Raw genomic sequence first — 25,532 nt, 5'->3', positions numbered from 1 at the left:
GAGCCGAAGGCGGGGGACATTCGCGAAACAGAGCCCACCGTCGGCGTGAGCGCCGCCCCGAACAGAGGCCTCTTCGATCAGGGCGCGTTGCCCTGTGGCCCCACCGGCGGCGGTGCCGCACGGCCGCTGGAGCCCGGCGCGAGCTTGCGGCCGAAGGCCTCGCCCACGTTGCGCACCGGCCGGCTCGCGCGGGCCGAGACGTTGTTGACACCGCGCCGCGTGGCGCTGTCGGCGCGGTCGATGCCGCGGCCTGCTGCGTTGGTACCGCGCTGCACGCCGCTCACCACCTTGCTGTCGCGCGGCGGGGCCTTGAGCGTGTGGGCGCGCTGGGCTTTGGGCGGGTTGTCTGCGCTCTGCGCGCGGACGGCTGCGGTTGGCAGCAGGAAGAACGCTGCCGCAAGGGCCAAGCTGTAGGTAGACATCTTCATGACGGGCTTCCTTCTTCGTCGTTGGCATCGGCTGCGGCGGCGCGCGCCATGCGCTCGCTCTTCCAGTACACATCGTCGCCGCCGTCCATTCGGTTGAGCACGCGCGCGAGCACAAAGAGCAAATCGCTGAGCCGGTTGAGGTACTGGCGCAATGCGTCGTTGAGTTCCGCGGTGGCACCGAGCGCCACCACTGCGCGCTCGGCCCGCCGCGCGACGGTGCGGCACACGTGCGCGAGCGAGGCGGCGCGTGTGCCGGCCGGCAGGATGAATTCGGCCAGGCGCGGCAACGCGGCGTTGTGATCGGCCAGCGCGTTGTCCAGTTGAAGCAGCGCTTCGGGCTTGAGCAACGTGAAACCCGGCATCGAGAGTTCGCCGCCGAGGTTGAAGAGCTGGTGCTGCACATCGACCAGCAGCTCGCGCACGGCCTCGGGCATGGGTTCGCAGAGCAGCACGCCGATCTGCGAATTGAGCTCGTCCACGTCGCCCATCGCATGCACGCGCAGATGGTCCTTGGGCACGCGGGTGTTGTCGCCGAGGCCGGTGGTGCCGTCGTCGCCGGTGCGGGTGGCGATCTGGGAAAGTCGGTTGCCCATGGGCGCGCTCCTGGTTATGCGGGGACGGTCGATGCGTCGATCTTGCCGGCCAGCCATTGCAGGCCTGCCAGATGCTGCTGGTCGTGGCTGCAGAGATAGTGGATGAGGCTTCGCATGGTGAGCGGGCCGTAGCCTTCGAAGACGGCCGTGCGGGCGAGTTGCGCATCGGTCAGGCTCGAGACGATCTCCATCGTCTGCGCGCGTGCGAGACGGAAATCGGCCAGCACCTGCTTCGCATCGGCGGCGCCGTAGTTGCGCTCGATGGCGAGCGGTTCGCTGTCGATCGAGGCGAGCGTCGGGCGATCTTCCGAGAGCGTGCGGCGAAAGCGCACGTGATAGCCCTCGATCTCGATGTCCCGCACATGGCAGAGCTGCTCGATGGCGGTGAAGGCCTCGCTGGGCACGCCCTCCCACGAAGGCGGCGCCCAATGCCTGAAAGCTTCGGGAATGGCGGCGTAGTGGGCCTCCAGTTGCGAGGGGAAGGCCGCGAGGGCGCTGAGGGTCGTGGGGTTCATCATTTTTTCCGAAGCGCATTATGGTGCTCGCTCCGTAAAATGGCCTTTCCCCCCTGCCCTCATTGCCCCTCAGGAGAAGTCCGATGAACGCCCCGACCCAAACCTCGCACCTGATGCCGGCGCTTCATCTGCGCGACGTGCCCGCCAGCCTGATCGAGGGCCTCAAGGCGCGCTTCGGCGCCAACTGTTCCACGGCGATGGCGGTGCGCACGCAGCACGGACGCGACGAGTCCTCGTTCGATGCGCCGCCGCCCTCGGCCGTGGTGTTCGCCGAGAGCACGCAGGATGTGGCCGATGCCGTGAAGCTCGCGAGCGAACACAGCGTGCCGGTCATTCCCTTCGGCGTCGGCTCTTCGCTCGAAGGTCACCTCTTGGCGGTGCAGGGCGGCATCAGCATCGATGTGTCGCGCATGAACAAGGTGTTGTCGATCAACGCCGACGACCTCACGGTCACGGTGCAGCCGGGCGTGACGAGGAAGCAGCTCAACGAAGAGATCAAGAGCACGGGCCTGTTCTTCCCCATCGATCCGGGCGCCGACGCCTCCATCGGCGGCATGACCGCCACGCGCGCGAGCGGCACGAACGCGGTGCGCTACGGCACGATGCGCGAGAACGTGCTCGCGCTCGAAGTGGTGACGGCCGCGGGTGAAGTCATCCGCACCGGCACGCGCGCGAAGAAGTCGTCGGCGGGCTACGACCTCACGCGCCTGATGGTGGGCAGCGAAGGCACGCTGGGCGTGGTCACCGAAGTCACGCTGCGCATCTATCCGCTGCCTGAAGCCGTGTCGGCCGCCATCTGCTCGTTCCCGAGCATCGAGGCCGCGGTGCGCACCACCATCGAGACGATCCAGCTCGGCGTGCCGATTGCGCGCGTCGAGTTGATCGACGTGAACACGGTGCGCATGGTGAACGCCTACGCCAAGCTGAACCTGCGCGAAGAGCCGATGCTGCTGATGGAATTCCACGGCTCGCCGGCCGGCGTGAAAGAGCAGGCCGAGACGGTGCAGGAACTCGCGAGCGGCCATGGCGGCAATGCCTTCGAATGGGCCAGCACGCCGGAAGAACGCACGCGCCTGTGGACCGCGCGACACAACAGCTACTTCGCAGCGGTGCAATCGCGCCCGGGCTGCCGCGTGATCTCGACCGACACCTGCGTGCCGATCTCGCGCCTGGCCGATTGCCTGCTCGACTCGGTGGCCGAGGCCGATGCGAGCGGCATCCCCTACTTCCTCGTCGGCCACGTGGGCGACGGCAACTTCCACTTCGGCTATCTGCTGGACCCGAACGTCCCTGAAGAGCGCGTGAAGGCCGAAGCGCTGAACCATGCCCTCGTGAGCCGCGCGCTGGCGCTCGAAGGCACCTGCACCGGCGAGCATGGCGTGGGGCTGCACAAGATGGACTTCCTGGTGACTGAAGCGGGTGTCGGCGCGATCGACATGATGCGCACGATCAAGCGTGCGCTCGACCCGAAGAACATCATGAATCCGGGCAAGATCTTCAGCCTCTGATCGATCTCGGTCACACATAAAAAAGCCCGGCGGCTCGCGAGAGCGCCGGGCTTTTTCGTGGCCCCGAAGGACCGACGATTCTTACTTGCGACGACGTGCCGGTGCCTGCTCCGGCGGCACGTAGGTCTGCGAAGGTGCTGCACCGCCATCGACGCCGAGACGCCCACCGCCGCCAAGACCCTGGCCGCGCACGGTCTGCGCCTTGTAGTTGCGAAGCGAACGAACCATCTGGTTGAAGGCGTCCATGAACGCTGCGGCAATCACCTTGCCCTGTGCCGTGTTGGTGTAGCCGCCGAGACCGCCGGCGCCGCTGCGCCCGGCCAGTCCACCGAAGGCGCCGAAGTCGGTCTTGGAGGCGCTGCCTTCGGAGGCTGCAACCTGCACGCCCGAGCGGTTGTCGATGAGGGTCAGGAGCGCGCTGGCTTCCTTGGTCTGCATGCTGCCGCCGATGGCTGCGAGCGCACGGCCACGGCCGCCACCCACCAAGCCGCCGAGCGCGCCGCCGATGCCGCCGGCATCGCTGTTGCTGAACACGATCTCGGGGGACAGACCATAGTCGGAAGCGACCATCTGGCCGCGGCCGAAATTGCTGCCGCCGCGCATTTCACCCGACTGCTGCAGTGCGCGCTCGCGCGTCATGGCGTTCATGCCGGCCGCGCCGCGCTCGACCACGATGAAGCAGTTCGACTGCTGCACCAGCAAACGCAACAGATTTGCAGTAGGCGGCAGGCGGTATTCGCCGGTGAGGATGGTGTACCAGCCCGCGCTCTGGTTCTCGATCAGCGACACCGTGCCGAGCGGCGATTCGCAGCGCTCGAGCTGGCTGCTCTCGCCGGCGGTGGCCGAACCGGCGGCGCTGCCCGTGGCCATGGTCTTGGCCGACTGGCTGCCCATCTGCATGTCGGTGGTGGCGCAACCGGTGAGGAGAAGCGCGCCGACGGCAATAGCCGCGAGCGGGAATTGGGTGAACTTCATGATCGGGCTCCCTCTTGTTTCAGAGATATTGTCAGAGACATTAGTTAACAAATTCAGCCGAGGATACGCGCAAAGGATTGCAGTTATCAATCGAACGAACGACCCATCCCGATTTCAAAACTAGGCCGTTCGGCGGATGCGTTCGATCAATCCGTTCAGCGCTTCGATGGAGCCGAAATGGATCGCGAGCTCGCCGCTTTCGCCGCGCTTCGTGCGCTTCTTGATGCGCACCTCGACCTCGGCGGTGAGCAGGTCGGCCAGCTCTTCTTCCACGCGCTGCAGGTCGCGCGACTTCTCGCCGCTGTTGCCGCGGCGGGACGGCGTCAAGGTGAACTCGGCGGCGAGCTTCTTCACCAGCGCCTCGGTCTCGCGCACCGACATCTTCTTGGCGGCAATCTGGTTGGCGGCGGTGATCTGCGTGCCGCGGTCCAGAGAGAGCAGCGCACGGGCGTGGCCCATGTCGATGTCGCCGGCCATCAGCATCTGCTGCGCGGGCTCGGCCAGGTTCAAGAGGCGCAGCAGGTTGCTGGCCGCGCTGCGCGAGCGGCCTACGGCCTGCGCCGCCATTTCGTGAGTGAGCCCAAACTCGGCGACAAGGCGTTGCAGGCCTTGAGCCTCTTCAAGCGGGTTGAGGTCTTCGCGCTGGATGTTCTCGATCAGCGACATCGCCGCCGCGGCCTCGTTGGGCACGTCGCGCACCAGCACCGGCACGCTCTCCAGGCCCGCGAGCTTGGCGGCACGGAAGCGCCGTTCGCCCGCGATGATTTCGTACTCCGCGTTCTTGGCGGCCGCCGATTCGGCATCGAGCCGGCGCACCAGGATCGGCTGCATGATGCCCTGCACCTTGATGCTCTCGGCCAACTCGTAGAGCGCGCCCTCGTCCATGCGCGTGCGCGGCTGATAGACGCCGGCCACCATCTGGTCGAGCATCAGCGTGGTCGGGTTCGGCGGCGCGGCGCCCTCTTCCGTTCCCGAGTTGCCGTGGTCGGCGGCGGGTGCGGCCGTCGGGCCGAGCAGCGCTTCGAGGCCGCGGCCGAGGCCCTTGGGTTTCTTGGTCGCCATCAGTTCTTGTCTTTCGAAATGTCGTTCAGGAGTTGCCGGCCCTCGGGCCAGTCGCCCAAGCCGGATTCGGCGTTCAGGTGACCGCCCTTGCCGGCGTCGACGAAGCGTGCGCCCCAGTCCTTGGCCAGTTGCCGCGAGCGCGAGGCTTCGCAGTAAGGGTCGTCGTTCGCGGCGATCAGTAGCGAAGGGAAAGGCAGCGGCTGGCGCACGATCGGCGCCCAGCCCGGAATCAGTTGCCGAAGATCCTCGCGCTCCACATCGCCAGGTGCCACCAGCAATGCGCCGGCTACCTTGTGCGTGTTGCGCGAATGCGCGGCCCAGGCGGCCACGAGGATGCAGCCGAGGCTGTGCGCGGCAAAGGCCACCGGACCGGGGGCCGACAGCACTTCTTCCTCGAGCCGTGCGGACCAATCGCCACGCAGTGGGCGCATCCATTCATGCTGCTCGACGCGGCGATCGCCATGGATCGACTCCCAAATGGTCTGCCAATGGCCGGGGCCGCTGTTCTGCCAACCCGGCAGCAGCAGGATGCGGGAAACTGTCATTTGCTACGAACTTGATAGCGCCGTGCCGATTCGGGGCAAGCGTCAGAGGCTTTTTTCAGGAGTGGCATCGGATGCGGGCGCGGGCGCCAGCACGTCTTCAGGAATGGCGAGATCAGGCGCGATGCGGTCGACCGGCGCGATCGGCGGCGCGACTGCGCCAGAGGCGAAAGCACTCGCCGGCGGCAGCTTCTCGACCAGTTCCTGCGCAAAGGCAATGAAAGCCTGGCTGCCCCGGGCCGCCGGATCGAACACCACGCCCGGCAGGCCGTAACTCGGCGCCTCGGCCAGCCGCACATTGCGCGGGATCACCGTATCGAACACCTTGTCGCCGAAGTGGGACTTGAGCTGTTCGCTCACCTGCTGCTGCAGCGTGATGCGCGGATCGAACATCACGCGCAGCAGGCCGATGATCTGCAGGTTCTTGTTGAGGTTGGCGTGCACCTGCTTGATGGTGTTGACCAGATCGGTCAGCCCTTCGAGTGCGAAGTACTCGCACTGCATCGGCACGATCACGCCATGGGCGGCGCACAGGCCGTTGAGCGTGAGCAGGCTCAGGCTCGGCGGGCAATCGATCAGCACGAAGTCGTACTCGGCACCGACGGCCGCCAGCGCGGTGCGGAGGCGTTTTTCGCGGCGGTCGAGCGCCACCATTTCCACTTCAGCGCCGGCCAGTTCGCGGTTGGCGCCCAGCACGTCGTAGCCGCAACCGCCTTCCACCAGCTTGTCGGCCTTGACGCGCGCCTCGGCCACGGAAGCCGACTCGAGCAGCACGTCGTACACCGTCAGCTCCAGCTCGCGCTTGTCGATGCCCGAACCCATGGTCGCATTGCCCTGGGGATCGAGGTCGATCATCAGCACCCGCTGCCCCACCTTGGCCAGTCCGGCGGCGAGGTTGACGGTGGTGGTGGTCTTGCCGACGCCGCCCTTTTGGTTGGCAATACAGAAAATCTTGGCCATGTCAGTTCAGAGGATCGGTCAGCGCGAGATCGCGAGCTTGACGCCAAAGGCAATCAGGAAAACGCCGGCCAGCTTTTCGAGCGTGCCGGAGATTCGGCGATTGGCACGGATGCGCTCGGCAAGGAAGTGCGTGAGCAGCGTCGAGGTCAGGCCGTAGAGGAAGGTCAGCGCTGCGATCGTCACTGCCATCGCGCCGAAAGTGATCAGGCCTTGATGCCGTGCCGGGTCGACGAACAGCGGGAAGAACGCCATGTAGAAGACGATGGCCTTTGGGTTCAGCAAGGTGATCATGAAAGCCTGGCGGAAAAAGTGACCCGGCTTGATGTTGAGGATCGGCGCCGAGCCCGGCTTGGCGAGCAGCATCTTGAAGCCGAGCCACGCCAGGTAGGCGGCGCCCAGCCATTGCACCGCCTTGAATGCGGTCGGGTAAGCGGCCAGAACCGCCGACACGCCCGCCACCGCAGCCCACAAAAGGCACTGGTCGCCGACGATCACACCCGTCGTCGCTGCCAATCCACCGCGAATTCCGCCTTTGCTGGTCGAGGTGATCAGCGCCAGATTGCCCGGACCGGGAATCAGGAGGAACAGGATGATGGCGGCGACAAATGCGCCGTAGTCAGCGATGCCAAACATGGAATTTGCCTCGAAGAAGAGAGCCAAGGGGAGGCGTCGAGTCTAAGCGAGGCCGGCGCGCGGAGGGCCGTTCGGGCGCCGGCTTTTGCCAGCGGTGCCGCATCTTTTACGGAATCAGACGGATGCTTTTCGCGCCCAGACGATACAGCGCTCGGCGTCGAGGCCCGGAACCGTCAGTTGTTCCACGTGAAACACAGCCACTTCCGGAGGCAGAACAGCGAGTTCGTCGCCGGGCATCTTGCCCTTCATGGCAAGCCAGACACCGTCCCCTGGCAGCAGATGCTTCGAGCCATTGAAGAAATCCGGTAGCGAAGCGAAGGCCCGCGAGCTGATGACGTTGTAGCTGCCTTCCAGCAATTCGACCCGGGCATGCAGTCCGCGGAGATTGGGCAGCTCCAGTTCGACAGCTACTTGCTGGACGAAGGCCGCCTTCTTGGCCACGGCATCCAGGCAGCTCACGTCAATGTCCGGCCGCATGATCGCGATGATCACGCCCGGCAATCCGGCGCCCGAACCCACGTCAAGCAACCTGCCCTGCTCCGGATATTGGCGCCGCAGCGGCGCGATGACCGCTAGGCTGTCGAGCAGGTGATGCGTCATCACCCCAGCCGGATCGCGCACCGCGGTCAGGTTGTAGACCTTGTTCCACTTGAGCATCAGCGTGCCGTACGCCAGCAACTGCTCGGCCTGCCGATCGGACAAAGTGACGCCAAGCGCTGCTGCGCCAGCGCGCAGCGTGTCGATGGGCGCGCTCATTCGGCGGACTGCGGCTCGGCGGCTGCTTCCGTGGCGGAGTCACGGGCGAAGGCTTTGTGCCCACCCTTGCGCAAATGGATCATCAAAAGCGAAATGGCTGCGGGCGTCACACCGGAGATGCGCGAAGCCAACCCCAGCGTTTCCGGACGGTGCTTGTCCAGCTTCTGGCGCACTTCGAAGCTCAAGGCCTTGACCTGCCCATAGTCAAAATCGACAGGCAGACGCAGGTTTTCGAAGTGAGCGGCGCGCTCCACTTCGTCGTGCTGGCGCTCGATGTAGCCGGAGTACTTGGCCGAGATCTCGATCTGCTCGATCTCGGTTTCGCTCAGGGCCGAGCTGGGGCTGTACTTCCCGCCATCCAGCGACATCAGTGTTTCGTAGTTCACGTCGGGCCGGCGCAGAAGGTCGGCCAGGTTGTATTCGTGCTCGATGGCCTTGCCCAGAACACGCTCGGACTCGGCGGCTGGCAGGTTGCGCGGATTCACCCAGATCGACTTGAGTCGCTCTGTTTCACGTGAAACAGCATCGCGCTTTCGGCTGAAAGCATTCCAGCGTGCGTCGTCCACCAGCCCCAGCTTGCGCCCTGCTTCGGTCAAGCGCATGTCGGCGTTGTCCTCGCGCAGTTGCAGCCGGAACTCGGCGCGGCTGGTGAACATGCGGTACGGCTCGGTCACACCCTTGGTAATCAGGTCATCGACCAGCACGCCCAGATAGGCTTCGTCGCGTCGCGGCAGCCAGGCATCTTCGCCACGGCATTGCAGCGCGGCATTGATACCGGCAAACAAGCCTTGGGCAGCCGCTTCTTCGTAGCCGGTCGTGCCATTGATCTGCCCGGCGAAGAACAGGCCCTTGACCGAGCGGGTCTCGAAGCTGCTCTTGAGTTCGCGTGGATCGAAGTAGTCGTACTCGATCGCATAGCCCGGCCGCAGGATGTGGGCGTTCTCCAGCCCTGGCATCGAGCGCACCAGTTGGTACTGGATGTCGAACGGCAAGCTGGTCGAGATCCCGTTCGGGTAGTACTCGTTGGTGGTCAGGCCTTCGGGCTCGAGGAAGATTTGATGGCTTTCCTTGTCGGCAAAGCGGTTGATCTTGTCTTCGACGCTCGGGCAGTAACGCGGACCAACGCCGTCGATCTTGCCGGTGAACATCGGGCTGCGGTCGAAGCCGGAGCGAATGATGTCGTGGGTGCGCGCGTTGGTGTGAGTGATCCAGCAGGCCATCTGGCACGGATGCATGTCGGCGCGGCCCATGAAGCTGAACACAGGCATCGGCCCTGCCCCACCGGGCATGCCGTCGCCGGGTTGTTCGGTGCACTTCGAAAAGTCGATGCTGCGACCGTCGAGCCGCGGTGGCGTGCCGGTCTTGAGGCGGCCCTGCGGCAGCTTCAGTTCCTTCAGGCGCGCCGACAGGCTGATCGCCGGCGGGTCGCCGGCACGTCCGGCCTGGTAGTTGTCGAGACCGACGTGAATGCGACCATCGAGGAACGTGCCCGCTGTCAGCACCACGGTGCGCGCGCGGAAAGCGATGCCCACCTGCGTGACGGCGCCGACCACGCGATCGCCCTCCACCATCAGATCGTCGACCGCTTGCTGGAACAGGCTCAGATTCGGCTGGTTCTCCAGGCGATGGCGAATCGCGGCCTTGTACAGCACGCGGTCGGCCTGGGCGCGGGTCGCGCGCACGGCCGGCCCCTTGCTCGAATTGAGAATACGGAACTGGATGCCCGCCTCGTCGGTGGCAATCGCCATCGCACCGCCGAGCGCATCGACCTCTTTCACGAGGTGCCCCTTGCCGATGCCGCCGATCGACGGGTTGCAGCTCATCTGCCCCAGCGTCTCGATGTTGTGGGAGAGCAGCAGCGTCTTGGCGCCCATGCGCGCGGCGGCAAGCGCGGCTTCGGTGCCGGCATGGCCACCGCCGACGACGATCACATCGAATTCTTCGGGGTACAGCATTTGAAAAGGGGGCGCACTACTGGGACGCGTGCGCTGCGCAAAAGGGGCGCCAATTTTAATCGGCGGCACGGTCTTGCGCCCGTTGTGTGGGCAAGCTAGAGGGCGATACCAAACTGCCCGCTTCGGCCCGTGGTTGTTTGATAGTTTGCTATGTATTTAATAGCAAACTATCGTTGTCAGGCGGCGGTTTCAGCCAGTTGGGTCACCGGCACCGGCTTTTCGATGCCGACCAGCGCGCCGCTAGGCGCCGGCGCGGCCGGCGGTGGAACGCTTTCGTCCTGCAGCTCGCGCACCACGAGCTTCTTGTCCGTCATCCGCACCGCGCCGAAGATCGTGCAGAAGGCAACGTCCTTCGCGTCGCGCCCCGTGCCTACGCGCACCAGCCGGTCGACCGGCGCCATGCGGGTCGGATCGAACAGCACCCACTGCCCACCGAGCCAGGCTTCGAACACCGCATGGAAATCCTGCGGCGGCTCGTCGAACCACACATAGCCCACCACCAGCCGCGCCGGAATGTTGAGGGCACGGCAGAAAGTGATGCCCAGGTGCGCGAAGTCGCGGCACACGCCCGCGCGTTCCACGAACACCTCACGCGCGGTCGTGGTCGAGTCGGTGCTGCCAGGTTCGTAGGCGATGCTTTCGTAGATCCAATCGACGATCGCCTGCACGCGGCCGATGCCCGGCGGCAGTTCGCCGAAGAGCTGCTGCGCGCAGCGCGACATCAGATCCGACTCGCAGTAGCGCGTCGGCATCATGTAATGCAGCACCTCGTCGGGCACTTCATTGACCGGCACCTCGCAGAGGTCCGGTGGCACGTGCACGTGCGAGCGCTGCACCGTCGCCCTGTAGCCGATCTTCAGCGGCCCGGGCTTCGCATCGAAGCGGATGAAGCGATTGCCGCTGCCCTCGTCGCAGAACACCTGCATCTCGGTCGGCGGCTCGATGGTCAGCGTCTCCTCGACCACCGCCTGTGCGCCGGAGCGCGCGGCCTCGATGTTGAGCAGCATGTGCGCGGGCGCCGTCACCTCATAGTCGAGTTGCGCGTCGATGTGGGAGATGTGCATGGGGTTCTTTTTTCAGGCCCGTCGTCGCCGCGAGCGGTGTTCAGGCAATTGCCAGTGTGTTTGCGTCACGAGCAGCACCCGCACCACGCGGTGCGCGGGGCTCTGCAGCAGCATGTCGAGCGACCGCGCCTGCGGCCACTTCGTCCTCGGACGCTGCATCAGTCCAGCGCCTTTTTCACCGCGCCCACACCAAGCGCTGCGAGCACCACGAAGAGCACCGCCAGCACGAGGAACAGGCCGAACAGCAGCTTGGCAATACCGGCCGCGCCCGCAGCCACGCCACCGAAACCGAGCAGGCCGGCGACAAGCGAAATGACCGCAAAAATAATCGCGTACTTCAACATCCGAAACTCCTTGCAGCGGGCCTCGCCCACCGTGCGGGGAGCTTAGAAAGCGCGCTTCGCCGCCTTGATAGTCACGGGCCCCAAGCCACCGTAGGACAAAAACGCGATGCCGCCAAACCCGCTAGCATCCCCGGCGGTTTCCCATAAAGATCAACCTCGCCATCCCATCCATTTCCCTGGAGTCATTTCGAATGAAGCTGTATTACTCGCCCGGTGCCTGTTCCCTTTCGCCCCATATCGCGCTGCACGAAGCGGGCCTTGCCTTCGAACCGGTGATGGCCAGCACCAAGAGCCACAAGCTGCAGGACGGCACCGACTACTACGGCATCAACCCGCTGGGCTACGTGCCGATGCTCGAACTGGACGACGGCACGCGCCTGCGCGAAGGCCCGGCCATCGTGCAATACATCGCCGACCTCGCCCCCACCAAGAACCTCGCGCCGGCCAACGGCACGCTGCAGCGCTATCGCCTGCAGGAGTGGCTCACCTTCATCGGCACCGAGATGCACAAGGGCTACAGCCCGCTGTTCAACCCGAACATGCCCGAGGAAGCCAAGACCATCTTCAAGGACAAGCTCAAGTCGCGCTACGAATGGCTCGACGGGCAGCTCGCCGACAAGCAGTACCTGATGGGCGAGCACTTCAGCGTGGCCGACGGCTACCTGTTCACCGTGACCAACTGGACCAAGCCGACCGGCGTCGACATCTCGGCATTCGCCAACGTGCAGGCCTGGCATGCGCGCGTGGCGGCCCGTCCGGCGGTGCAGGAAGCGATGAAGGCCGAAGGCCTGCTGAAGTAAACCGAAGCTCACAGAAGCAGTGGAGCGGCCGGGCCTCCTACGGGAAAACCCGGCCCGCTTCAGCCACAAGCCGCACGATGCGGCTTTTTTTTCGCGTCACGCTAGGGGCAGCAACTCCAGACACCGAAGGAACCCAGCGCCATGGCCGAAACCCCTCCCACCGTCGAACTGCGCGAAGAGATGCGCGGGCCCGTGATGTGGCTCACCATCGACCGCGAGGCGCGGCGCAATGCGATCAACGCCGCCGTGCTCGCGCGCCTGTCCGAAGCACTGGCACGCGCTAATGCGGACGCTGCCGTGCGCGCGGTCGTCATCACCGGCACCGGCACGCGCGCCTTCTGCGCGGGCGCCGACCTGCAAAGCGGTACCTCCTTCAAGTTCGACTACGCCGAGCCCTACCAGGGCTTCGCCAACCTCTTCCGCCAGGCGCGGCAATCGACCGTGCCACTCATCGCGCGCGTCAACGGCGCATGCATGGCCGGCGGCATGGGGATCATGGCGATGTGCGACATGGCCGTGGCCAGCCACAGCGCCGTGTTCGGCCTGCCCGAGGTGAAGGTCGGCCTCTTTCCCGCGCAGGTGCTCAGCGTGCTCGACGGCCTGTTGCCGCGCCGCGTGCTGGCCGAGATGTGCATCACCGGCGAGCCCATCACCGCTGCGCAAGCGCTGGAACATGGACTGATCAACCGCACGAGCGACGACGTCGATGAAAGCGTTGACTGGCTGCTCGGCCGCATGCTCGACAAGTCGCCCGCCGCCATCCGCCGCGGCCTCTACACGATGAAGAAGATCGAGGCGATGGCCTTCGAGGAATCGATGGCGTTCACCGAAAGCCAGATCGGTCTCTTCGCGCTCACCGAAGATGCAGCCGAAGGACAGCTCGCCTTCCGCGAGAAGCGCAAGCCGCATTGGAGCGGGCGATGAACGACAGCAGCAACGACAACGAACGCATCGTCCGCATCGGCGGCGCCTCGGGCTTCTGGGGCGACAGCAGCGTGGGCGCGCCGCAGCTCGTGGCCAGCGGACAGATCGACTACCTCGTGTTCGACTACCTCGCCGAACTCACGATGTCGATCCTCGCGGGCGCGCGGCTCAAGAAGCCGGAACTCGGCTATGCGACCGACTTCGTTTCGGTCGCGATGAAGTCGGTGCTCAAGGATGTCGTGAAACAAGGCATCCGCGTCGTGAGCAACGCGGGCGGCGTGAATCCCCAAGGCTGCGCCGACGCATTGGCGGCGCTCGCGAAAGAGCAAGGCATCGAACTGAAGATCGCGGTGGTGAGCGGCGACGACGTCTCCGCGCTGCTGCCGCAACTTCGCCAAGCCCAGCCGCCGGTGCGCGAACTGCAGAGCGGCGCGGCGCTGCCCGAACGCGTGCTCACCGCGAATGCGTACCTCGGCGCACGGCCGATCCAGGCAGCGCTCGACGCGGGCGCGCAGGTCGTCATCACCGGCCGCTGCGTGGATTCGGCCGTCACGCTCGGCGTGCTGATGCACGAATTCAAATGGCAGCCCGGCGACCACGACCTGCTCGCCGTCGGCAGCCTTGCGGGCCACATCATCGAATGCGGCTGCCAGGCGACCGGCGGCCTGCACACCGACTGGGACACGGTGCCCGACTGGCCGCATATCGGCTATCCGATCGTCGAATGCAGCGCGGACGGCAGCTTCGTTGTCACCAAGCCCGCGGGCACCGGCGGCAAGCTCGTGCCCGCGGTGGTGGGCGAGCAGATGCTCTATGAAATCGGCGACCCCGCGGCGTACCTGCTGCCCGACGTGACGGCCGACTTCACGCAGGTGCGCATCGAGCAGGCCGGCGAACACCGTGTGCGCGTGCACGGCGCGCGCGGCCGTGCACCGACCGCAAGCTACAAGGTGAGCGCCACGTATGTCGACGGCTTCAAGACCGCGGCGCAGCTCACCATCGTGGGCTTCGATGCGGCCGCGAAGGCTAGGCGCACGGGCGAGGCGATCTTCGCGCGCACCGGCGAGCTCTTCACGCAGTTGGGCTTCGGTCCTTACAGCGCCACGCACATCGAGATGCTCGGTGCCGAGTCCTGCTACGGCCTGCATGCGAATGCACAGGTGCTGCAGACGCGCGAGGTGGTGCTGCGGCTCGCAGTGACGCATCCGCGCAAAGAAGCGCTCGAGCTGTTCGCGCGCGAGGTGGCGCCGGCCGGCACCTCGTGGTCTCCAGGCACCACTGGCGCGGGCGGCGGGCGGGCGTCGGTGTCGCCGTCGATCCGGCAGTACGCCTTCCTGCTCGACAAGTCGCAGGTGGAGGCCAGCCTGAACCTCGACGGGCAGCGCATCGATGTGCCACGCACCCTCGCGCCCGCAGCGGCCGACATGCCCGCGCCCCGGCCCGCAAACGCCACGCAACACGAACCGGCACCCGAGCCCGCGGACACCGTCGAAGTGCCCCTCATCCGCCTCGCCTGGGCTCGCAGCGGCGACAAGGGCGACACCTCGAACATCGGCGTCATCGCGCGCCACCCCGCCCTGCTGCCGCTCTTGCGCGAACAGCTCACCGAAGCGCGCGTGGCCGAATGGCTCGCGCACCTCGTCAAGGGCCGCGTCACCCGCTACGAGGTGCCCGGCATCGATGCCTTCAACTTCGTCTGCGAAGCGGCGCTGGGCGGCGGCGGCATGGCGTCGCTGCGCAACGACCCGCTGGGCAAGGGCATGGGGCAGATCCTGCTCGCGGTGCCGGTGCGCGTGAGCGCCGCGCTGCTGGCGCTGCTCCCATAGCACCAATCGGGACAACCGTGCGACAGCAGGGTTGAGGCCGGGCGCTTAGCCTTGCGCCTCTCTGTTTCAACCCTTCTTTCACGATGACCACCCTTTTCGACCCCGTACAGGCCGGCGACCTGAAGCTCGCCAACCGCATCGTGATGGCGCCGCTGACGCGCAACCGTTCGCCCAATGCCGTGCCGCCCGATCTGGCCGTCACCTACTACGCACAGCGCGCCACCGCCGGTCTGCTGATCACCGAAGCGACGGCCATCAGCCACCAGGGCCAGGGCTATTCCGACGTGCCCGGCCTCTACGGCACCGAACAGCTCGATTCGTGGAAGCGCGTGACCGAAGCGGTGCATGCCAAGGGCGGAAAGATCGTCGTGCAGCTCTGGCACGTGGGCCGCGTCTCGCACACCGAACTGCAACCCGATGGCGGTAAGCCTGTCGCCCCCTCGGCCATCACCGCCAAGACCAAGACGGTGCTCATCAAGGACGGCGTGCCGACCTTCGTCGAGACCTCCGAGCCGCGCGCACTCGATGCCGGTGAACTGCCGGGCATCGTCCACGCCTATGCCGTCGCGGCGCGCAGCGCGGTCGAAACCGCCGGCTTCGACGGTGTCGAGGTGCACGGCGCCAACGGCTACCTGCTCGACCAGTTCCTGAAGAACGGCAGCAACAAGCGCACCGACGACTACGGCGGCTCCATCCAGAACCGCGCGCGCCTCTTGCTCGAAGTGACGCGTGCCGTGGTCGACGCGGTGGGCGGCGGCAAGACCGGCATCCGCCTGTCGCCCGTCACGCCCGCCAACGACGTGCACGACAGCGACCCGCAGCCGCTCTTCACCTATGTAGTGAAGCAACTCGCGCAACTGAACCTCGCCTACATCCACATCATCGAAGGCGCCACCGGCGGCCCGCGCGAGATCGAGGACCGTCCCTTCGACTACGAAGCCCTCAAGGCCGCGTACCGCGAAGCCGGCGGCAAGGGCGCATGGATGGTCAACAACGGCTACGACAAGCCGCTGGCCGACGAAGCCGTGAAGGAAGGCGACGACCTCGTGGCCTTCGGCAAGCCCTTCATCTCGAACCCCGACCTCGTGCGGCGCCTGCGCGAAAACGCACCGCTGAACGAGCTCGACAAGGCCACCATGTACGGCGGCGGCGCGAAGGGCTACACGGACTATCCGGCACTCGGCTGACACCCTCGGCCATGGCAAGATGCGGCGGACTTTTCACGTCCCCGCGTCCAGCCACAGGAGAGAAATGCCATGGCCCGCATCGCGCAACGACTGGCCGCACTCGGCCTCGTTCTTCCCCCGACCGTGACGCCGCCACCTGGCGTCGTGCTGCCTTTCCAATTCGTGCGGCTCATCGGCCGGCGCGCATTGATCTCGGGGCATGGTCCGCTCAATTCCGACGGCAGCATCGCCTCGCCGCTCGGCAAGCTCGGGCGCGAGGTGAGCGTCGAGCAAGGCTATGCGGCCGCTCGCCTCACGGCCCTTGCGGTGCTCGGCAGCCTGCAACGCGCCCTCGGCGACCTCGATCGCATCACCGCGTGGACGCGCGTGTTCGGCATGGTCGCCTCGGCGCCCGGCTTCGACAAGCAACCGGCGGTGATCAACGGCTTCTCGGACCTCATCCTCGAGCTCTTCGGGCCCGATGTCGGCGCGCATGCGCGCAGCGCCGTGGGCATGGCGGAGCTGCCGTTCAACATTCCGGTCGAAATCGAGGGCGAGGTGGAGTTCGACGCGTGAGCGGCGTCGCACCTTGGGTGCTGAGACGAGCCGAAGCGAGCGATGCGGCATCCATCACCACCTGCGCGGTCGAGGCCTTCCGCCACTACATTCCACGTCTCGGCCTCATGCCGACTCCGATGACCAAGGACTACGGCGCCGCCATCGCGAACGCACAGGTCTGGGTGGCCACCCAGCAGGACGAAGTCGTTGCCGCGCTGGTGCTCGACATCATCGACGAGGGCTTCCTCGTCGACGTGATCGCAGTGCGGCCCGCGCACCAGGGCACCGGCGTCGGCCGCGCCCTGCTCGAGCTTGCGGAACGCGAGGCGCTGCGCCAGGGCCACGATTCGATCTACCTCTTCACCAACGAGAAGATGACCGAGAACCGCGCGCTCTACGAACGCATCGGCTATGTCGAATACAAGCGCCTCGCCTTTGCGGAGCGCACTCGCGTCTTCCTGCGCAAGCCCCTGAAGAAGTGACCGCCATGCAGCTCGCCCGCATTCACCACGTCGCCATCATCTGCGCCGACTACGCACGCTCGAAGCACTTCTACACCGAGGTGCTCGGCCTGCGCATCGTCGCGGAGAACTACCGCGCCGCGCGCGCTTCGTACAAGCTCGATCTCGCGCTGCTCGACGGGTCGCAGATCGAGCTGTTCTCGTTTCCCGAAGCACCCGCACGCCCCACACGGCCCGAAGCGCAGGGGCTGCGCCATCTGTCCTTCGAAGTGCACGATGTGCAGGCCGCGGCCGATGAACTCGCGGCGCAAGGCATCGCGGTGGAGCCACTGCGCGTCGACGAATACACCGGCCGACGCTTCACTTTCTTCGCCGATCCCGACGGCCTTCCGCTCGAGCTCTATGAAGCCGAGCCGACCGAAAACCTCGACACGCTGCTGCTGAAACTCGAAGGCGCCCTGCATCTGCGCGAGGTGCGAGCGAGTGCTGCGCAGCTCGAAGAACTGCTCGACGACGACTTCCGCGAGCTTGGCGTGTCGGGCACGGAATGGACACGGCCCGCGATCATCGATGCACTGCGCGACGAAGCCTTCTCGGAGCGAACGATGTCGGAATTCCGCGTGCAGCGCATGGCGCCTGATATCGCGCTGGTCACCTACCGCGCGCACCGTGCCGCGATACCGGAGCGTGCTGCAGCCAATTCGCTTCGCAGCTCACTGTGGCGACTGCGGCGCGGCAGATGGCGCATGGTGTTTCACCAGGGCACGCCGCTGTAGCTGGTTTTTCTCCCTCCCCTTCCGGGGGAGCAACCGTGTCAATACCTACCGAGCAATCGGGTCAGTGCGCCAGGGCTGCTCGGACTTGAGCATGGCGTTGAGAATGACGAGCAGCTTGCGCATGCAGGCGGTGATGGCAACCTTGAAGGGCTTGCCGGCGGCGCGCAGGCGCTCGTACATCGCCTTGATCACGGGGTTGCATCGCGCTGCGCTGAGCGCGGCCATGTACAGCACGCAGCGCACGTCTGCGCGCCCGCCCTGGATGTACCTCTGGCCACGGCGCTTGCCGCTGTCGTCGGCAAACGGGGCGACGCCCGCCAGCGCAGCGATGCGCTTTCTCTCCAGCGTGCCCAGCTCGGGCATGCGGCTGAGCAAGGTGGTGATCGTCACCCGTCCCACGCCCGGCACGCTGTCCAGAAGGTCGTATTTGGGCCGATACAGAGGCGAGTCCTTCAAGCGCCCGTCCAGGTCACGCTCGATCTGCCTGATGCGTGCATCGAGCCACGCGATGTGCTCGCGCACGCTCTTGCGCGCAACCGGCTTGACCGTGGTCAGGCGCGCCTTCTCCTGCGCTCGCATCGCCACCAGTTGCGCGCGCCGGTCCACCAGCTCGGTAAGTTCCTGCTGCGCCTCGTCAGGCAGTGCATGCACCTGCGGGCGCATGCGTTGGGCAAATACCGCGAGCACCTGCGCGTCCAGCTTGTCGGTCTTGGCCAGGATGCCCGCGGCGCGGGCAAAGTCGCGCACCCGCTTCGGATTGACCACCGCCACGGGAACGCCGGCCAGGCACAACTGGCTTGCCAGCGCAGTTTCAAAGCCACCCGTGGCTTCCAGCACCACCAGCGTGGGTCGCAGCCGTTTGAGTTGCTCCACGAGAACGGCACGGGCACCATCCTCGTTGTCCACGCGCAAAGCAAATGCACTGGCTTCACCTGCAGCCAAGGCGGGCACTTGTGCCACGTCCAGCCAGGCCTTGCATACGTCGATACCGATAAAGATTTCGTCGTTCATGACACAGCGCCCTTCCTTGTGTTCGATGCGGTCTCTCAGACCTCACAACCGTTCGGGCTGCCTGTTCACTACGAACCGAGGTCGGCCGGCACGACCCTCGCTCCCCCTCGGTATGACCATGAAGGCCTACCCTGGGTCGATCGGCCTGTGCCGGCCAAGCGCTACTTTGCTACATACAAGGGTCGGGGTGGGGGACGACGGCCTCCGCGAGAAACTCGGCGCCCAATCGAAGGCCTGCCCCCATCCCAGCCTTCCCCCGGGAGGGGAAGGAGCAAGACAGCGCTAGGCCACTTCGCCGAACGCGACGCTCACGCGCAAGCCCACGGGTTCGGCCGCTTCGAGCCGCAGCTCGGCGCCCAGCAGTTCCGCATAGCGCGACACGATCGACAGCCCCAGCCCCGAGCCCTGCCCCAGCTTCTCACCGGCGGGGCCCTGCGCCCAGCGCTGCATCAGGTCACGCTGTGCTTCGAGCGGAATCCCGGGCCCATCGTCGATCACGCTCAGCGTGCGCCCAGCCAGCTCCACCGTGATCGTGCGGCCGCCATAGCGCAGCGCGTTGTCGATCAGGTTGTCGAGGATGCCTTCGACCAGCGCTTCGTTCGCCATCACGATCACGCCGTCATCGAGGCCGCGCGCACCGAGGTCCACGCCCCGCGCATCCGCACGCGCGAGATGCCGCAGCACCGTTTGCTCGGCCAGCACATCGAGACGCACCGGCGCGCGAGCGAGGCTGGTGCGCGCTTCTTCCGCCAAGGCAAGCGCGAGCAGCTGGTCGATCAGGTGGCTCGCGCGCGCCTGGCGTTCCGACACGCGCTCGAGCTGCTCGCGCCAGACGGTGGTGTCGTGCTGCGCGAGACCGTACTCGGCCAGCGCACGGATGCCCGCGAGCGGCGTGCGCAACTCATGCGCCACGTTGCCCACGAACTCACGCTGCGCCTGCACGCTGTGGCCCAGCCGCTCGAACAGCGAATTGACCGCGTTGCCCAGGCGCTGCAGTTCGCGCGAGGTCTGCGCCACCGCCACCGGAGACAGATCGCGCACGTCGCGCCGGTCGAGCGCGCGCTGCAGGTCGCCGAGCGGCCGCAGGTCGCTGCGAATGCCGTACCAGAGCCACACGGCCAGCAACACCAAGAGCAGGATCTGCGGCGCCAATGCAAAGCCGAGCAGTTGCCGCACGAGCGCGGTGCGGCTCAGCGTGGTCTGCGCGATCACCACGCGGTAGGGCATGGCGATGCCGGGCTCGGCGTCGTGATCGAGCGTCACCGCGCGCATCGCCTTGCCCTGGTAGGTCACGTCGGAGAAACGGTAGCGCGCGCCGTTCACGGGCAGCGGCGCCTGCAGGTCCGATTCGCCCGAGATCAGCGTGCCATCGAGCCGCTGCACCGAGAAGTAGATCTTGTCCACCTGGTCGAACAGCACCGTGGCCACTTCGCGCGGCGTGAGCAGCAACTCGATGCCGCGTTCCCCCGCCTGCACGTTGGCCGACAGCGCATACGCATCGTCGAGCATGCCGCGATCGAAGGCCCGTTCGGAAAAGTAGTTGGCGATGACCAGCGCGATCACCGCGCCGACCATCCACGTGAGTGCCAGCGGCACCAGCACATTGCGCAGGACCCGCCGCGTGAGCGACGGTGCGATCGGGGCAGCAGTGCTGTCCGTCACACCTCGGCTTCGAGCAGGTAGCCGATGCCGCGCAGGGTGCGGATGCTCGCACCGGTGCCGAGCAGCTTCTTGCGCAAACGCGAGATGAAGGCTTCGAGTGCGTTGTCGCCCAGCGATTCATCGAAGCTGGAGAGCTTGTCGGATAGCGCACGCTTGCTGACCGTGCGGCCGGGCGGGCTCATCAGCTCCCACAGCACCTCGAACTCGCGCGCGGGCAGGTCGAGCGGACCGCCCGAGGTGGAGAAGCGGCGCGCCTTGCGGTCGAGCTTGAGCTGGCCGAGCAGCACGATGTCTTCGGTGCCTTTCGCGCGGCGCACCAGCGCACGCAGGCGTGCTTCGACTTCGGCGAGATCGAAGGGCTTGCCCAGGTAGTCGTCGGCACCTGCATCGAGCCCGGCGATGCGCTCTTCGGTGCGGCCGCGCGCGGTGAGCACCAGCACCGGCGTGCGGTCGCCGCGCGCACGTGCCTGTCGCAATGCGGTGAGGCCGCTTGCAAGACCGCTCGTGGGGCTTGCGGTGGCCGGCAGGTTGAGGTCGAGCAGCACTGCATCGAAGGGTTGCACGCGCCAGAGGTGGTCGGCGTCTTCGACGTTGGTCGACACATCGACCCGGTGGCCCGCGTCCGCCAGGCTGCGCAGCATCACATCGCGCAGTACGGCGTCATCTTCGACAAGCAGGATTCGCATGGTGGTGGGGGTGTGGAAGTGTGAAGAGTTGCTGAATGGATGGGTCAGGGGCCGGTCAGTAGCTCCACACGATAGTCGTTGCATGAGCATACGACAGCAGCATGAAACACGGGCCATTTTCATGGCCGGCGCCACACGATGAGCGCACGTGACGCCTCCGATGAGCTGAGCCTGGTTCCCCCCGAGGTGCAACGCACCGCGGTGGTCCTCCTGCATGGTTTATGCAGCACGCCTGACGAGCTGCTGACCGTGCAATCGGCATTGCGCGCCCGGGGGTATGCGGTCCATCCGCTGTCGATCGACGGCTACTCCTTCGATGCCAATGCGCCGATGCAGCACGCCGCGCCGTACGAACGCTGGCTCGACGCCATCCAGGCCCAAGTGAAGGCGCTGCGCGAGCAGCACGACTGCGTGATGCTGGTCGGCATCTCCGCCGGCTCCTCGCTCGCGCTGGGCGCGGCCATCCGCTGCGGTCGCGATGTCGATGCGCTGGTGCTCATGTCGACCACGCTGCGCTTCGACGGTTGGGCGATTCCGCGCACGCAGTTCCTGCTGCCGCTCGCGTTCTACACGCCGCTCGGGCGCCTCTGGCAATACCGCGAACGGCCGCCCTATGGCGTGAAGAACGAACGCGTGCGCGCCTGGATCGAGCGCGAACTGCGCCACCGCAAGATCTCGCGCGCGGGCTGCTCGGTGCTCGGCGTCGATCACCTGCGCGAACACGACCGGTTGATTCGCCATGTGCGTCGCAACCTGAACGCCGTGCAGTGCGACAACGTGCTCGCGCTGCATGCCCAGCAGGACGAGGTGGCCAGCGTGGCCAACCTGGGCATCCTCGCGCGCGGCCTGCGCTGCCGCGCATTCCGCACCGTGGTCGTGGCCAACAGCTACCACATGATCACGATCGACAACGACCGCCAGCAGGTCGTGCGCGAAACCGTGTCGTTCGCCGATGCGGTCGCACACGGCACGATGCCCGCGCATCCCCTGTACGCATGAGTTCGCACGAACGAACACACCTGAAAGGAACACAGCCCATGTCCTCCTCGCCCACCTTCAACAGCATCGCGACGATCCTGGAGACCGACTTCAAGGTCGATCGCAGCGCCATCTCGCCCGCCACCGTGCTGACCGACCTCGGCCTCGATTCGCTCGCGCTGATGGAGTTCGTCTTCGCGGTGGAAGACGCGTTCCATCTGCGCATTCCCGAGGACCGGCTCGACCCGCGCGAAGCCGGCATCACGCTGCAGCGCCTGTGCGAGGTGATCGATACCGAGAGCAGCGGCGTGGTTGCACCTGCGGCTGAGGTGGCCCACGCATGAGCAGCGGTGCCGCGCACGCCGTGCTGGCTGCGTCTGCAGCGCGTGCGGCATCCGCACCTGTGCGCGTGAGCGGCATGGGCTTCGTCACGCCCATCGGCCGCACCGTGGAGGCCTTCGACGATGCGCTGTTCGCAGGCCGCTCGGCCGTGCGTGCGCAGACGCTCGAGATCAAGGGCATGGACCCGATGTCGCTCGCCGTGGCTGCCTGCGATTTCGATTCCAACGGCGTGCGCAGCACCTCGCGCTTGCCGCTCGACCGTGGCACGGCGATGGCGCTCGCTGCCGCACAGGACGCGGCCACGCAGGCGGGACTCGGTGCCGACAGCGTCGACCCCGAACGCCTGGGCATCTTCTGGGGCAGCGGACTTGCGGGCGCTGGCGCCTTCGACACCACGACCAGCGCGCTCTACGGCGAGCAGAAGCGCATGCGCCCGACGACCGTGCTTACCGTGATGCCGAACGCGGCCGTCGCGGAACTCGCACTGCACTTCGGCGCACGCGGCTCGGCCATCGCCTATGCATGTGCCTGCGCCTCCTCGGCTGTCGCCATCGGCGAGGCGATGCGCGCGATTCGCGGCGGCTGGATCGACGTTGCCATCGTCGGAGGCCACGACGCGATGCTCACGCCCGGCGTGATGGCCAGCTGGCACGCGATGCGCGTGATGGCGCCGCCGCCGGCCGATGCACCGTCGTCCGCTTGCCGGCCTTTCTCTGGTGATCGCGCGGGCTTTGCCATCGGTGAAGGCGCTGCCGCGCTGGTGATCGAATCCGAGGCGCATGCACGGGCGCGCGGTGCGGAAGCCGCCCCCTTCGTGCTCACGGGCTACGCCACCAACTGCGACGGCACCCACATCACGAACCCCGACAGCGCGGGCCAGGTGCGCGCCATGCGCGCCGCGTTGCGTGATGCCGGCATCGAGGCCTCGGACATCGGCCACATCAACGCGCACGGCACCGCCACGTCGGCCGGCGATGCGGCCGAGGCTGCATCGATCCGCGAGGTGTTCGGCAATGCCACGCCGGTGAGCGCCACCAAGGCGATTCATGGTCACGTGCTCGGCGGCGGTGGCGCCATCGAGCTCATTGCCGCGCTGCGCGCACTGGCGCGCGAATCGCTCCCACCCATTGCGAACCTGCAGACGCCCGATGCCGCTTTCGATCTCGACTTCGTGCGCGGCGAAGCGCGCGAAGCCAAGGGCATCCGCTATGCGCTCTCCAACTCCTTCGCTTTCGGCGGCACCAACGCGGTGATCGTGGCGGGTCTCTCTTCAGATGCATCGGACGCGCCGGATCGCTGAAGATTCGCTGAAGGCTTGCTGAAAAACACAACGCGGTGCATCGGCTGGTCGTTCTCGTCGTGCCCGTGTTCGCGCTGCTCATGGCGTGCGAATTCGCATGGGGTTGGTTCAAGCGCCGCAACACCTACCGCTTCAGCGACACGCTCGGCAGCCTGAGCCAGGGCCTGTTGAGCCAGGCGCTCGCGGTGTGCACGCAGCTCTTCCAGATCGGCCTCTACGCGATGGTCTACCCGGTCGTCGCGATCTGGACACGGCCCACCTTCTGGGACGGCGCCATCGGCTGGATCGCGGCGGTGCTGCTGTTCGACTTCTGCGACTACTGGCTGCACCGCGCGGGGCACGAGTCGGCGGTGTTCTGGGCCGCGCACTCGGTTCACCACCAGAGCCAGCAGTTCAACTTCTCGACCGCGCTGCGGCAGGAGAGCATGGTCGCCTTTCTCGGCTGGGCCTTTTACCTGCCGATGGCGGTCGTCGGCGTGCCGCCCGAGCAGTTCGGCATCGCGGGGCTCATCGTACTGGTCTACCAGTTCTGGATCCACACCGAGCACATCGGCAAGCTTGGCTGGTTCGACCGCGTGTTCTCTTCTCCTTCGAACCATCGCGTGCACCACGCGGTGAACGACGGGTACGTGGACCGCAACTACGGCGGCATGTTCGTGGTGTGGGACCGCATGTTCGGCACCTTCGCCGAAGAGAACGAACGCGCTGTCTATGGCACGCGCAAGGCGCTCGCGAGCTTCGATCCGGTGCGGGCGATCCTCGCGCCGTATGCGCCGCTCGTGCGCGACAGTTGGCACACGCGCAGGTGGCGCGACAAGCTCGCGGTGTGGTTCAAGCCGCCGGGCTGGCGGCCGGCCGATGTGGCGGCACGTTTCCTGGAAGCGCCGTTCTCGCTCGATGAAGCGATGCACATCCATGATCCGGTGCTGACGCGTGCGCAGGTCGTCTCGGCGACGATCCACTTCATCGGATGGATCGGCGTGACGCTTGCTTTCCTGTGGGGCGCGGACGACCTCGTGTTCCGCACGGGCCTCGAACTCCTTGCATTGGCCATCGCGGGTTTCTGGACCATCGGTGCTGTGCTGGATTCGCGCATCCGCCTGCGATGGGCCTGGTGCGCGCAATGCGCACTGCTGGCGTTCTCGGTGGCGCTCCTGGCCTGAGGCGCAGTCGCTCGCTAAGCTCGGCGCTTCCATCGCTCCGGGACTTTCACCAATGCGCAGGCTCGCCACCCTCGAAGACCTCCATGCGGTCTTCACGCTCTACATGCACGAGAAGGTAGTGCCCTACCTCGGCTACGACCCAATGCCGCTCGAAGAATTTCGGCCCATCTATCAGGAGATGCTCGAGAGCCGGCGCTTCTTCGTCTATGAACTCGACGGGCGCATCGCTGGCTTCTACCGCGCGACGCGCTATCCCGGTCGGGTACAGCATGTGGCCAGCCTGGGCACGCTGGCCGTCGATCCCACGTTGCACGGCAAAGGCGTGGCACTCGCGATGGTGAGCCAGGCCATCGACGAGCTGAAAGCGGCCGGCGTCAAGCGCATCGAGCTCTGCGTCGAAAGCGACAACGCCCCGGGCCTGCGCTTCTACGAGAAGCTGGGCTTCCAGCGCGAAGGCACGCTGCGCAAGTTCTACAAACGAGCCGGCGACGCGGAGGCCATCGACGACCACATGATGGCGCTGCTGTTCGACTGAAGAAAACGG

The 25,532-nt window shown here is 66.4% G+C and carries 29 protein-coding genes; 13 read left to right on the top strand and 16 right to left on the bottom strand.

Going from position 1 to position 25,532, the window contains the following annotated elements:
* Positions 1 to 77: 77 nt before the first annotated feature.
* Genes QFZ83_RS28975 through QFZ83_RS28965 form a run of 3 tightly spaced genes read right to left on the bottom strand, consistent with a single transcriptional unit; the run spans position 78 to position 1,536 of the window.
* Entirely contained in the window at positions 78 to 428 is a 351-nt protein-coding gene (locus QFZ83_RS28975; protein ID WP_306883269.1) for a hypothetical protein, read from the bottom strand.
* Entirely contained in the window at positions 425 to 1,021 is a 597-nt protein-coding gene (locus QFZ83_RS28970; protein WP_306883270.1) for a cob(I)yrinic acid a,c-diamide adenosyltransferase, read from the bottom strand. The genes QFZ83_RS28975 and QFZ83_RS28970 overlap by 4 nt, the downstream gene beginning before the upstream one ends.
* Positions 1,022 to 1,035: 14 nt before the next feature.
* The gene (locus QFZ83_RS28965) at positions 1,036 to 1,536 is read right to left on the bottom strand and encodes a DinB family protein (RefSeq protein WP_306883271.1); all 501 of its coding nucleotides are present in this window, start codon (positions 1,534 to 1,536) and stop codon (positions 1,036 to 1,038) included.
* An 83-nt stretch (positions 1,537 to 1,619) separates the two neighbouring features.
* Between QFZ83_RS28965 and QFZ83_RS28960 the strand changes: the two genes are divergently transcribed.
* Complete coding sequence (locus tag QFZ83_RS28960) at positions 1,620 to 3,044, top strand: FAD-binding oxidoreductase (protein ID WP_307511841.1); 1,425 nt, start codon at positions 1,620 to 1,622, stop codon at positions 3,042 to 3,044.
* An 81-nt stretch (positions 3,045 to 3,125) separates the two neighbouring features.
* Here the strand turns inward: QFZ83_RS28960 and QFZ83_RS28955 are convergent, their stop codons facing one another.
* The 10 genes from QFZ83_RS28955 to QFZ83_RS28910 form a co-directional block, all read right to left on the bottom strand.
* Positions 3,126 to 4,019 (bottom strand): CsgG/HfaB family protein, encoded by an 894-nt coding sequence (locus QFZ83_RS28955; RefSeq protein WP_306883273.1) that lies wholly within the window; start codon positions 4,017 to 4,019, stop codon positions 3,126 to 3,128.
* A 120-nt stretch (positions 4,020 to 4,139) separates the two neighbouring features.
* On the bottom strand, positions 4,140 to 5,081 hold the full coding sequence (locus QFZ83_RS28950) for a ParB/RepB/Spo0J family partition protein (protein WP_013538525.1): 942 nt from the start codon (positions 5,079 to 5,081) through the stop codon (positions 4,140 to 4,142).
* A complete protein-coding gene (locus QFZ83_RS28945) occupies positions 5,081 to 5,626 on the bottom strand; it encodes an alpha/beta hydrolase (RefSeq protein WP_307511840.1) in 546 nt (181 codons plus the stop codon). The genes QFZ83_RS28950 and QFZ83_RS28945 overlap by 1 nt, the downstream gene beginning before the upstream one ends.
* Positions 5,627 to 5,668: 42 nt before the next feature.
* Entirely contained in the window at positions 5,669 to 6,583 is a 915-nt protein-coding gene (locus tag QFZ83_RS28940; protein WP_307511838.1) for a ParA family protein, read from the bottom strand.
* Positions 6,584 to 6,601: 18 nt separating this feature from the next.
* A complete protein-coding gene (locus tag QFZ83_RS28935; RefSeq protein WP_307512836.1) occupies positions 6,602 to 7,216 on the bottom strand; it encodes a LysE family transporter in 615 nt (204 codons plus the stop codon).
* A gap of 114 nt (positions 7,217 to 7,330) precedes the next feature.
* Positions 7,331 to 7,972, bottom strand: coding sequence for a 16S rRNA (guanine(527)-N(7))-methyltransferase RsmG (gene rsmG, locus QFZ83_RS28930; RefSeq protein WP_307511836.1), 642 nt, complete (start codon positions 7,970 to 7,972; stop codon positions 7,331 to 7,333).
* Positions 7,969 to 9,927, bottom strand: coding sequence for a tRNA uridine-5-carboxymethylaminomethyl(34) synthesis enzyme MnmG (mnmG, locus tag QFZ83_RS28925; RefSeq protein ID WP_307511834.1), 1,959 nt, complete (start codon positions 9,925 to 9,927; stop codon positions 7,969 to 7,971). Before mnmG ends, rsmG begins: the two co-directional genes overlap by 4 nt.
* A 176-nt stretch (positions 9,928 to 10,103) precedes the next feature.
* Complete coding sequence (locus QFZ83_RS28920) at positions 10,104 to 10,991, bottom strand: transglutaminase family protein (protein ID WP_307511832.1); 888 nt, start codon at positions 10,989 to 10,991, stop codon at positions 10,104 to 10,106.
* Between the two features lie 12 nt (positions 10,992 to 11,003).
* Positions 11,004 to 11,150: a hypothetical protein gene (locus tag QFZ83_RS28915; protein ID WP_307511830.1), complete on the bottom strand. Its 147-nt coding sequence runs from the start codon at positions 11,148 to 11,150 to the stop codon at positions 11,004 to 11,006.
* On the bottom strand, positions 11,150 to 11,335 hold the full coding sequence (locus QFZ83_RS28910; RefSeq protein ID WP_013538518.1) for a DUF1328 family protein: 186 nt from the start codon (positions 11,333 to 11,335) through the stop codon (positions 11,150 to 11,152). Before QFZ83_RS28910 ends, QFZ83_RS28915 begins: the two co-directional genes overlap by 1 nt.
* 191 nt (positions 11,336 to 11,526) lie before the next feature.
* On the opposite strand from QFZ83_RS28910, the gene gstA reads away from it, so the two are divergent.
* The 7 genes from gstA (at position 11,527) to QFZ83_RS28875 (ending at position 17,846) form a co-directional block, all read left to right on the top strand.
* Entirely contained in the window at positions 11,527 to 12,135 is a 609-nt protein-coding gene (gstA, locus tag QFZ83_RS28905) for a glutathione transferase GstA (RefSeq protein ID WP_013538517.1), read from the top strand.
* A gap of 141 nt (positions 12,136 to 12,276) precedes the next feature.
* The gene (locus tag QFZ83_RS28900) at positions 12,277 to 13,059 is read left to right on the top strand and encodes an enoyl-CoA hydratase/isomerase family protein (protein WP_307511828.1); all 783 of its coding nucleotides are present in this window, start codon (positions 12,277 to 12,279) and stop codon (positions 13,057 to 13,059) included.
* A complete protein-coding gene (locus QFZ83_RS28895; RefSeq protein ID WP_307511826.1) occupies positions 13,056 to 14,885 on the top strand; it encodes an acyclic terpene utilization AtuA family protein in 1,830 nt (609 codons plus the stop codon). Before QFZ83_RS28900 ends, QFZ83_RS28895 begins: the two co-directional genes overlap by 4 nt.
* 83 nt (positions 14,886 to 14,968) lie before the next feature.
* Positions 14,969 to 16,072: an alkene reductase gene (locus tag QFZ83_RS28890; protein WP_306883283.1), complete on the top strand. Its 1,104-nt coding sequence runs from the start codon at positions 14,969 to 14,971 to the stop codon at positions 16,070 to 16,072.
* 69 nt (positions 16,073 to 16,141) lie between these two features.
* Positions 16,142 to 16,627 carry a RidA family protein gene (locus QFZ83_RS28885; protein WP_307511824.1) on the top strand — a complete coding sequence of 162 codons (486 nt, stop codon included), beginning with the start codon at positions 16,142 to 16,144 and terminating at the stop codon, positions 16,625 to 16,627.
* Positions 16,624 to 17,091, top strand: a complete 468-nt coding sequence (locus QFZ83_RS28880; protein WP_307511822.1) for a GNAT family N-acetyltransferase — start codon at positions 16,624 to 16,626, stop codon at positions 17,089 to 17,091. Before QFZ83_RS28885 ends, QFZ83_RS28880 begins: the two co-directional genes overlap by 4 nt.
* A gap of 5 nt (positions 17,092 to 17,096) precedes the next feature.
* Positions 17,097 to 17,846, top strand: coding sequence for a VOC family protein (locus tag QFZ83_RS28875; protein WP_307511821.1), 750 nt, complete (start codon positions 17,097 to 17,099; stop codon positions 17,844 to 17,846).
* Positions 17,847 to 17,891: 45 nt separating this feature from the next.
* Here QFZ83_RS28875 and QFZ83_RS28870 read toward each other — a convergent pair whose 3' ends face one another.
* The 3 genes from QFZ83_RS28870 to QFZ83_RS28860 all read right to left on the bottom strand — a co-directional run bounded on the left by QFZ83_RS28870 (position 17,892) and on the right by QFZ83_RS28860 (position 21,205).
* Positions 17,892 to 18,857 carry an IS110 family transposase gene (locus QFZ83_RS28870; protein WP_013541048.1) on the bottom strand — a complete coding sequence of 322 codons (966 nt, stop codon included), beginning with the start codon at positions 18,855 to 18,857 and terminating at the stop codon, positions 17,892 to 17,894.
* A 282-nt stretch (positions 18,858 to 19,139) separates the two neighbouring features.
* Positions 19,140 to 20,519, bottom strand: a complete 1,380-nt coding sequence (locus tag QFZ83_RS28865) for a sensor histidine kinase (RefSeq protein WP_307511820.1) — start codon at positions 20,517 to 20,519, stop codon at positions 19,140 to 19,142.
* On the bottom strand, positions 20,516 to 21,205 hold the full coding sequence (locus QFZ83_RS28860) for a response regulator transcription factor (RefSeq protein WP_306881364.1): 690 nt from the start codon (positions 21,203 to 21,205) through the stop codon (positions 20,516 to 20,518). The genes QFZ83_RS28865 and QFZ83_RS28860 overlap by 4 nt, the downstream gene beginning before the upstream one ends.
* Positions 21,206 to 21,343: 138 nt before the next feature.
* On the opposite strand from QFZ83_RS28860, the gene QFZ83_RS28855 reads away from it, so the two are divergent.
* Genes QFZ83_RS28855 through QFZ83_RS28835 form a run of 5 tightly spaced genes read left to right on the top strand, consistent with a single transcriptional unit; the run spans position 21,344 to position 25,523 of the window.
* Positions 21,344 to 22,204, top strand: a complete 861-nt coding sequence (locus QFZ83_RS28855; RefSeq protein WP_307511818.1) for a carboxylesterase — start codon at positions 21,344 to 21,346, stop codon at positions 22,202 to 22,204.
* Positions 22,205 to 22,242: 38 nt separating this feature from the next.
* On the top strand, positions 22,243 to 22,527 hold the full coding sequence (locus tag QFZ83_RS28850) for an acyl carrier protein (protein WP_307511816.1): 285 nt from the start codon (positions 22,243 to 22,245) through the stop codon (positions 22,525 to 22,527).
* Complete coding sequence (locus QFZ83_RS28845) at positions 22,524 to 23,825, top strand: beta-ketoacyl synthase (RefSeq protein ID WP_307511814.1); 1,302 nt, start codon at positions 22,524 to 22,526, stop codon at positions 23,823 to 23,825. Before QFZ83_RS28850 ends, QFZ83_RS28845 begins: the two co-directional genes overlap by 4 nt.
* Positions 23,826 to 23,860: 35 nt before the next feature.
* Complete coding sequence (locus tag QFZ83_RS28840) at positions 23,861 to 24,988, top strand: sterol desaturase family protein (RefSeq protein ID WP_307511812.1); 1,128 nt, start codon at positions 23,861 to 23,863, stop codon at positions 24,986 to 24,988.
* A gap of 52 nt (positions 24,989 to 25,040) precedes the next feature.
* Positions 25,041 to 25,523: a GNAT family N-acetyltransferase gene (locus QFZ83_RS28835; protein WP_307511810.1), complete on the top strand. Its 483-nt coding sequence runs from the start codon at positions 25,041 to 25,043 to the stop codon at positions 25,521 to 25,523.
* The last annotated feature ends 9 nt before the right edge of the window (positions 25,524 to 25,532 follow it).

The sequence above is a fragment of the Variovorax sp. W1I1 genome, from assembly GCF_030815625.1.
Taxonomy (GTDB): Bacteria; Pseudomonadota; Gammaproteobacteria; order Burkholderiales; family Burkholderiaceae_C; genus Variovorax; species Variovorax paradoxus_C.
This window is presented reverse-complemented; position numbering and strand designations above follow the sequence as displayed.

Bases quoted from the DNA above. Each gene is read 5' to 3' on its own strand.
- QFZ83_RS28975 (WP_306883269.1), bottom strand. From the start codon at position 428: ATGAAGATGTCTACCTACAGCTTGGCCCTTGCGGCAGCGTTCTTCCTG.
- QFZ83_RS28970 (WP_306883270.1), bottom strand. From the start codon at position 1,021: ATGGGCAACCGACTTTCCCAGATCGCCACCCGCACCGGCGACGACGGC.
- QFZ83_RS28965 (WP_306883271.1), bottom strand. From the start codon at position 1,536: ATGAACCCCACGACCCTCAGCGCCCTCGCGGCCTTCCCCTCGCAACTG.
- QFZ83_RS28960 (WP_307511841.1), top strand. From the start codon at position 1,620: ATGAACGCCCCGACCCAAACCTCGCACCTGATGCCGGCGCTTCATCTG.
- QFZ83_RS28955 (WP_306883273.1), bottom strand. From the start codon at position 4,019: ATGAAGTTCACCCAATTCCCGCTCGCGGCTATTGCCGTCGGCGCGCTT.
- QFZ83_RS28950 (WP_013538525.1), bottom strand. From the start codon at position 5,081: ATGGCGACCAAGAAACCCAAGGGCCTCGGCCGCGGCCTCGAAGCGCTG.
- QFZ83_RS28945 (WP_307511840.1), bottom strand. From the start codon at position 5,626: ATGACAGTTTCCCGCATCCTGCTGCTGCCGGGTTGGCAGAACAGCGGC.
- QFZ83_RS28940 (WP_307511838.1), bottom strand. From the start codon at position 6,583: ATGGCCAAGATTTTCTGTATTGCCAACCAAAAGGGCGGCGTCGGCAAG.
- QFZ83_RS28935 (WP_307512836.1), bottom strand. From the start codon at position 7,216: ATGTTTGGCATCGCTGACTACGGCGCATTTGTCGCCGCCATCATCCTG.
- rsmG (WP_307511836.1), bottom strand. From the start codon at position 7,972: ATGAGCGCGCCCATCGACACGCTGCGCGCTGGCGCAGCAGCGCTTGGC.
- mnmG (WP_307511834.1), bottom strand. From the start codon at position 9,927: ATGCTGTACCCCGAAGAATTCGATGTGATCGTCGTCGGCGGTGGCCAT.
- QFZ83_RS28920 (WP_307511832.1), bottom strand. From the start codon at position 10,991: ATGCACATCTCCCACATCGACGCGCAACTCGACTATGAGGTGACGGCG.
- QFZ83_RS28915 (WP_307511830.1), bottom strand. From the start codon at position 11,150: ATGCAGCGTCCGAGGACGAAGTGGCCGCAGGCGCGGTCGCTCGACATG.
- QFZ83_RS28910 (WP_013538518.1), bottom strand. From the start codon at position 11,335: ATGTTGAAGTACGCGATTATTTTTGCGGTCATTTCGCTTGTCGCCGGC.
- gstA (WP_013538517.1), top strand. From the start codon at position 11,527: ATGAAGCTGTATTACTCGCCCGGTGCCTGTTCCCTTTCGCCCCATATC.
- QFZ83_RS28900 (WP_307511828.1), top strand. From the start codon at position 12,277: ATGGCCGAAACCCCTCCCACCGTCGAACTGCGCGAAGAGATGCGCGGG.
- QFZ83_RS28895 (WP_307511826.1), top strand. From the start codon at position 13,056: ATGAACGACAGCAGCAACGACAACGAACGCATCGTCCGCATCGGCGGC.
- QFZ83_RS28890 (WP_306883283.1), top strand. From the start codon at position 14,969: ATGACCACCCTTTTCGACCCCGTACAGGCCGGCGACCTGAAGCTCGCC.
- QFZ83_RS28885 (WP_307511824.1), top strand. From the start codon at position 16,142: ATGGCCCGCATCGCGCAACGACTGGCCGCACTCGGCCTCGTTCTTCCC.
- QFZ83_RS28875 (WP_307511821.1), top strand. From the start codon at position 17,097: ATGCAGCTCGCCCGCATTCACCACGTCGCCATCATCTGCGCCGACTAC.
- QFZ83_RS28870 (WP_013541048.1), bottom strand. From the start codon at position 18,857: ATGAACGACGAAATCTTTATCGGTATCGACGTATGCAAGGCCTGGCTG.
- QFZ83_RS28860 (WP_306881364.1), bottom strand. From the start codon at position 21,205: ATGCGAATCCTGCTTGTCGAAGATGACGCCGTACTGCGCGATGTGATG.
- QFZ83_RS28855 (WP_307511818.1), top strand. From the start codon at position 21,344: ATGAGCGCACGTGACGCCTCCGATGAGCTGAGCCTGGTTCCCCCCGAG.
- QFZ83_RS28850 (WP_307511816.1), top strand. From the start codon at position 22,243: ATGTCCTCCTCGCCCACCTTCAACAGCATCGCGACGATCCTGGAGACC.
- QFZ83_RS28845 (WP_307511814.1), top strand. From the start codon at position 22,524: ATGAGCAGCGGTGCCGCGCACGCCGTGCTGGCTGCGTCTGCAGCGCGT.
- QFZ83_RS28835 (WP_307511810.1), top strand. From the start codon at position 25,041: ATGCGCAGGCTCGCCACCCTCGAAGACCTCCATGCGGTCTTCACGCTC.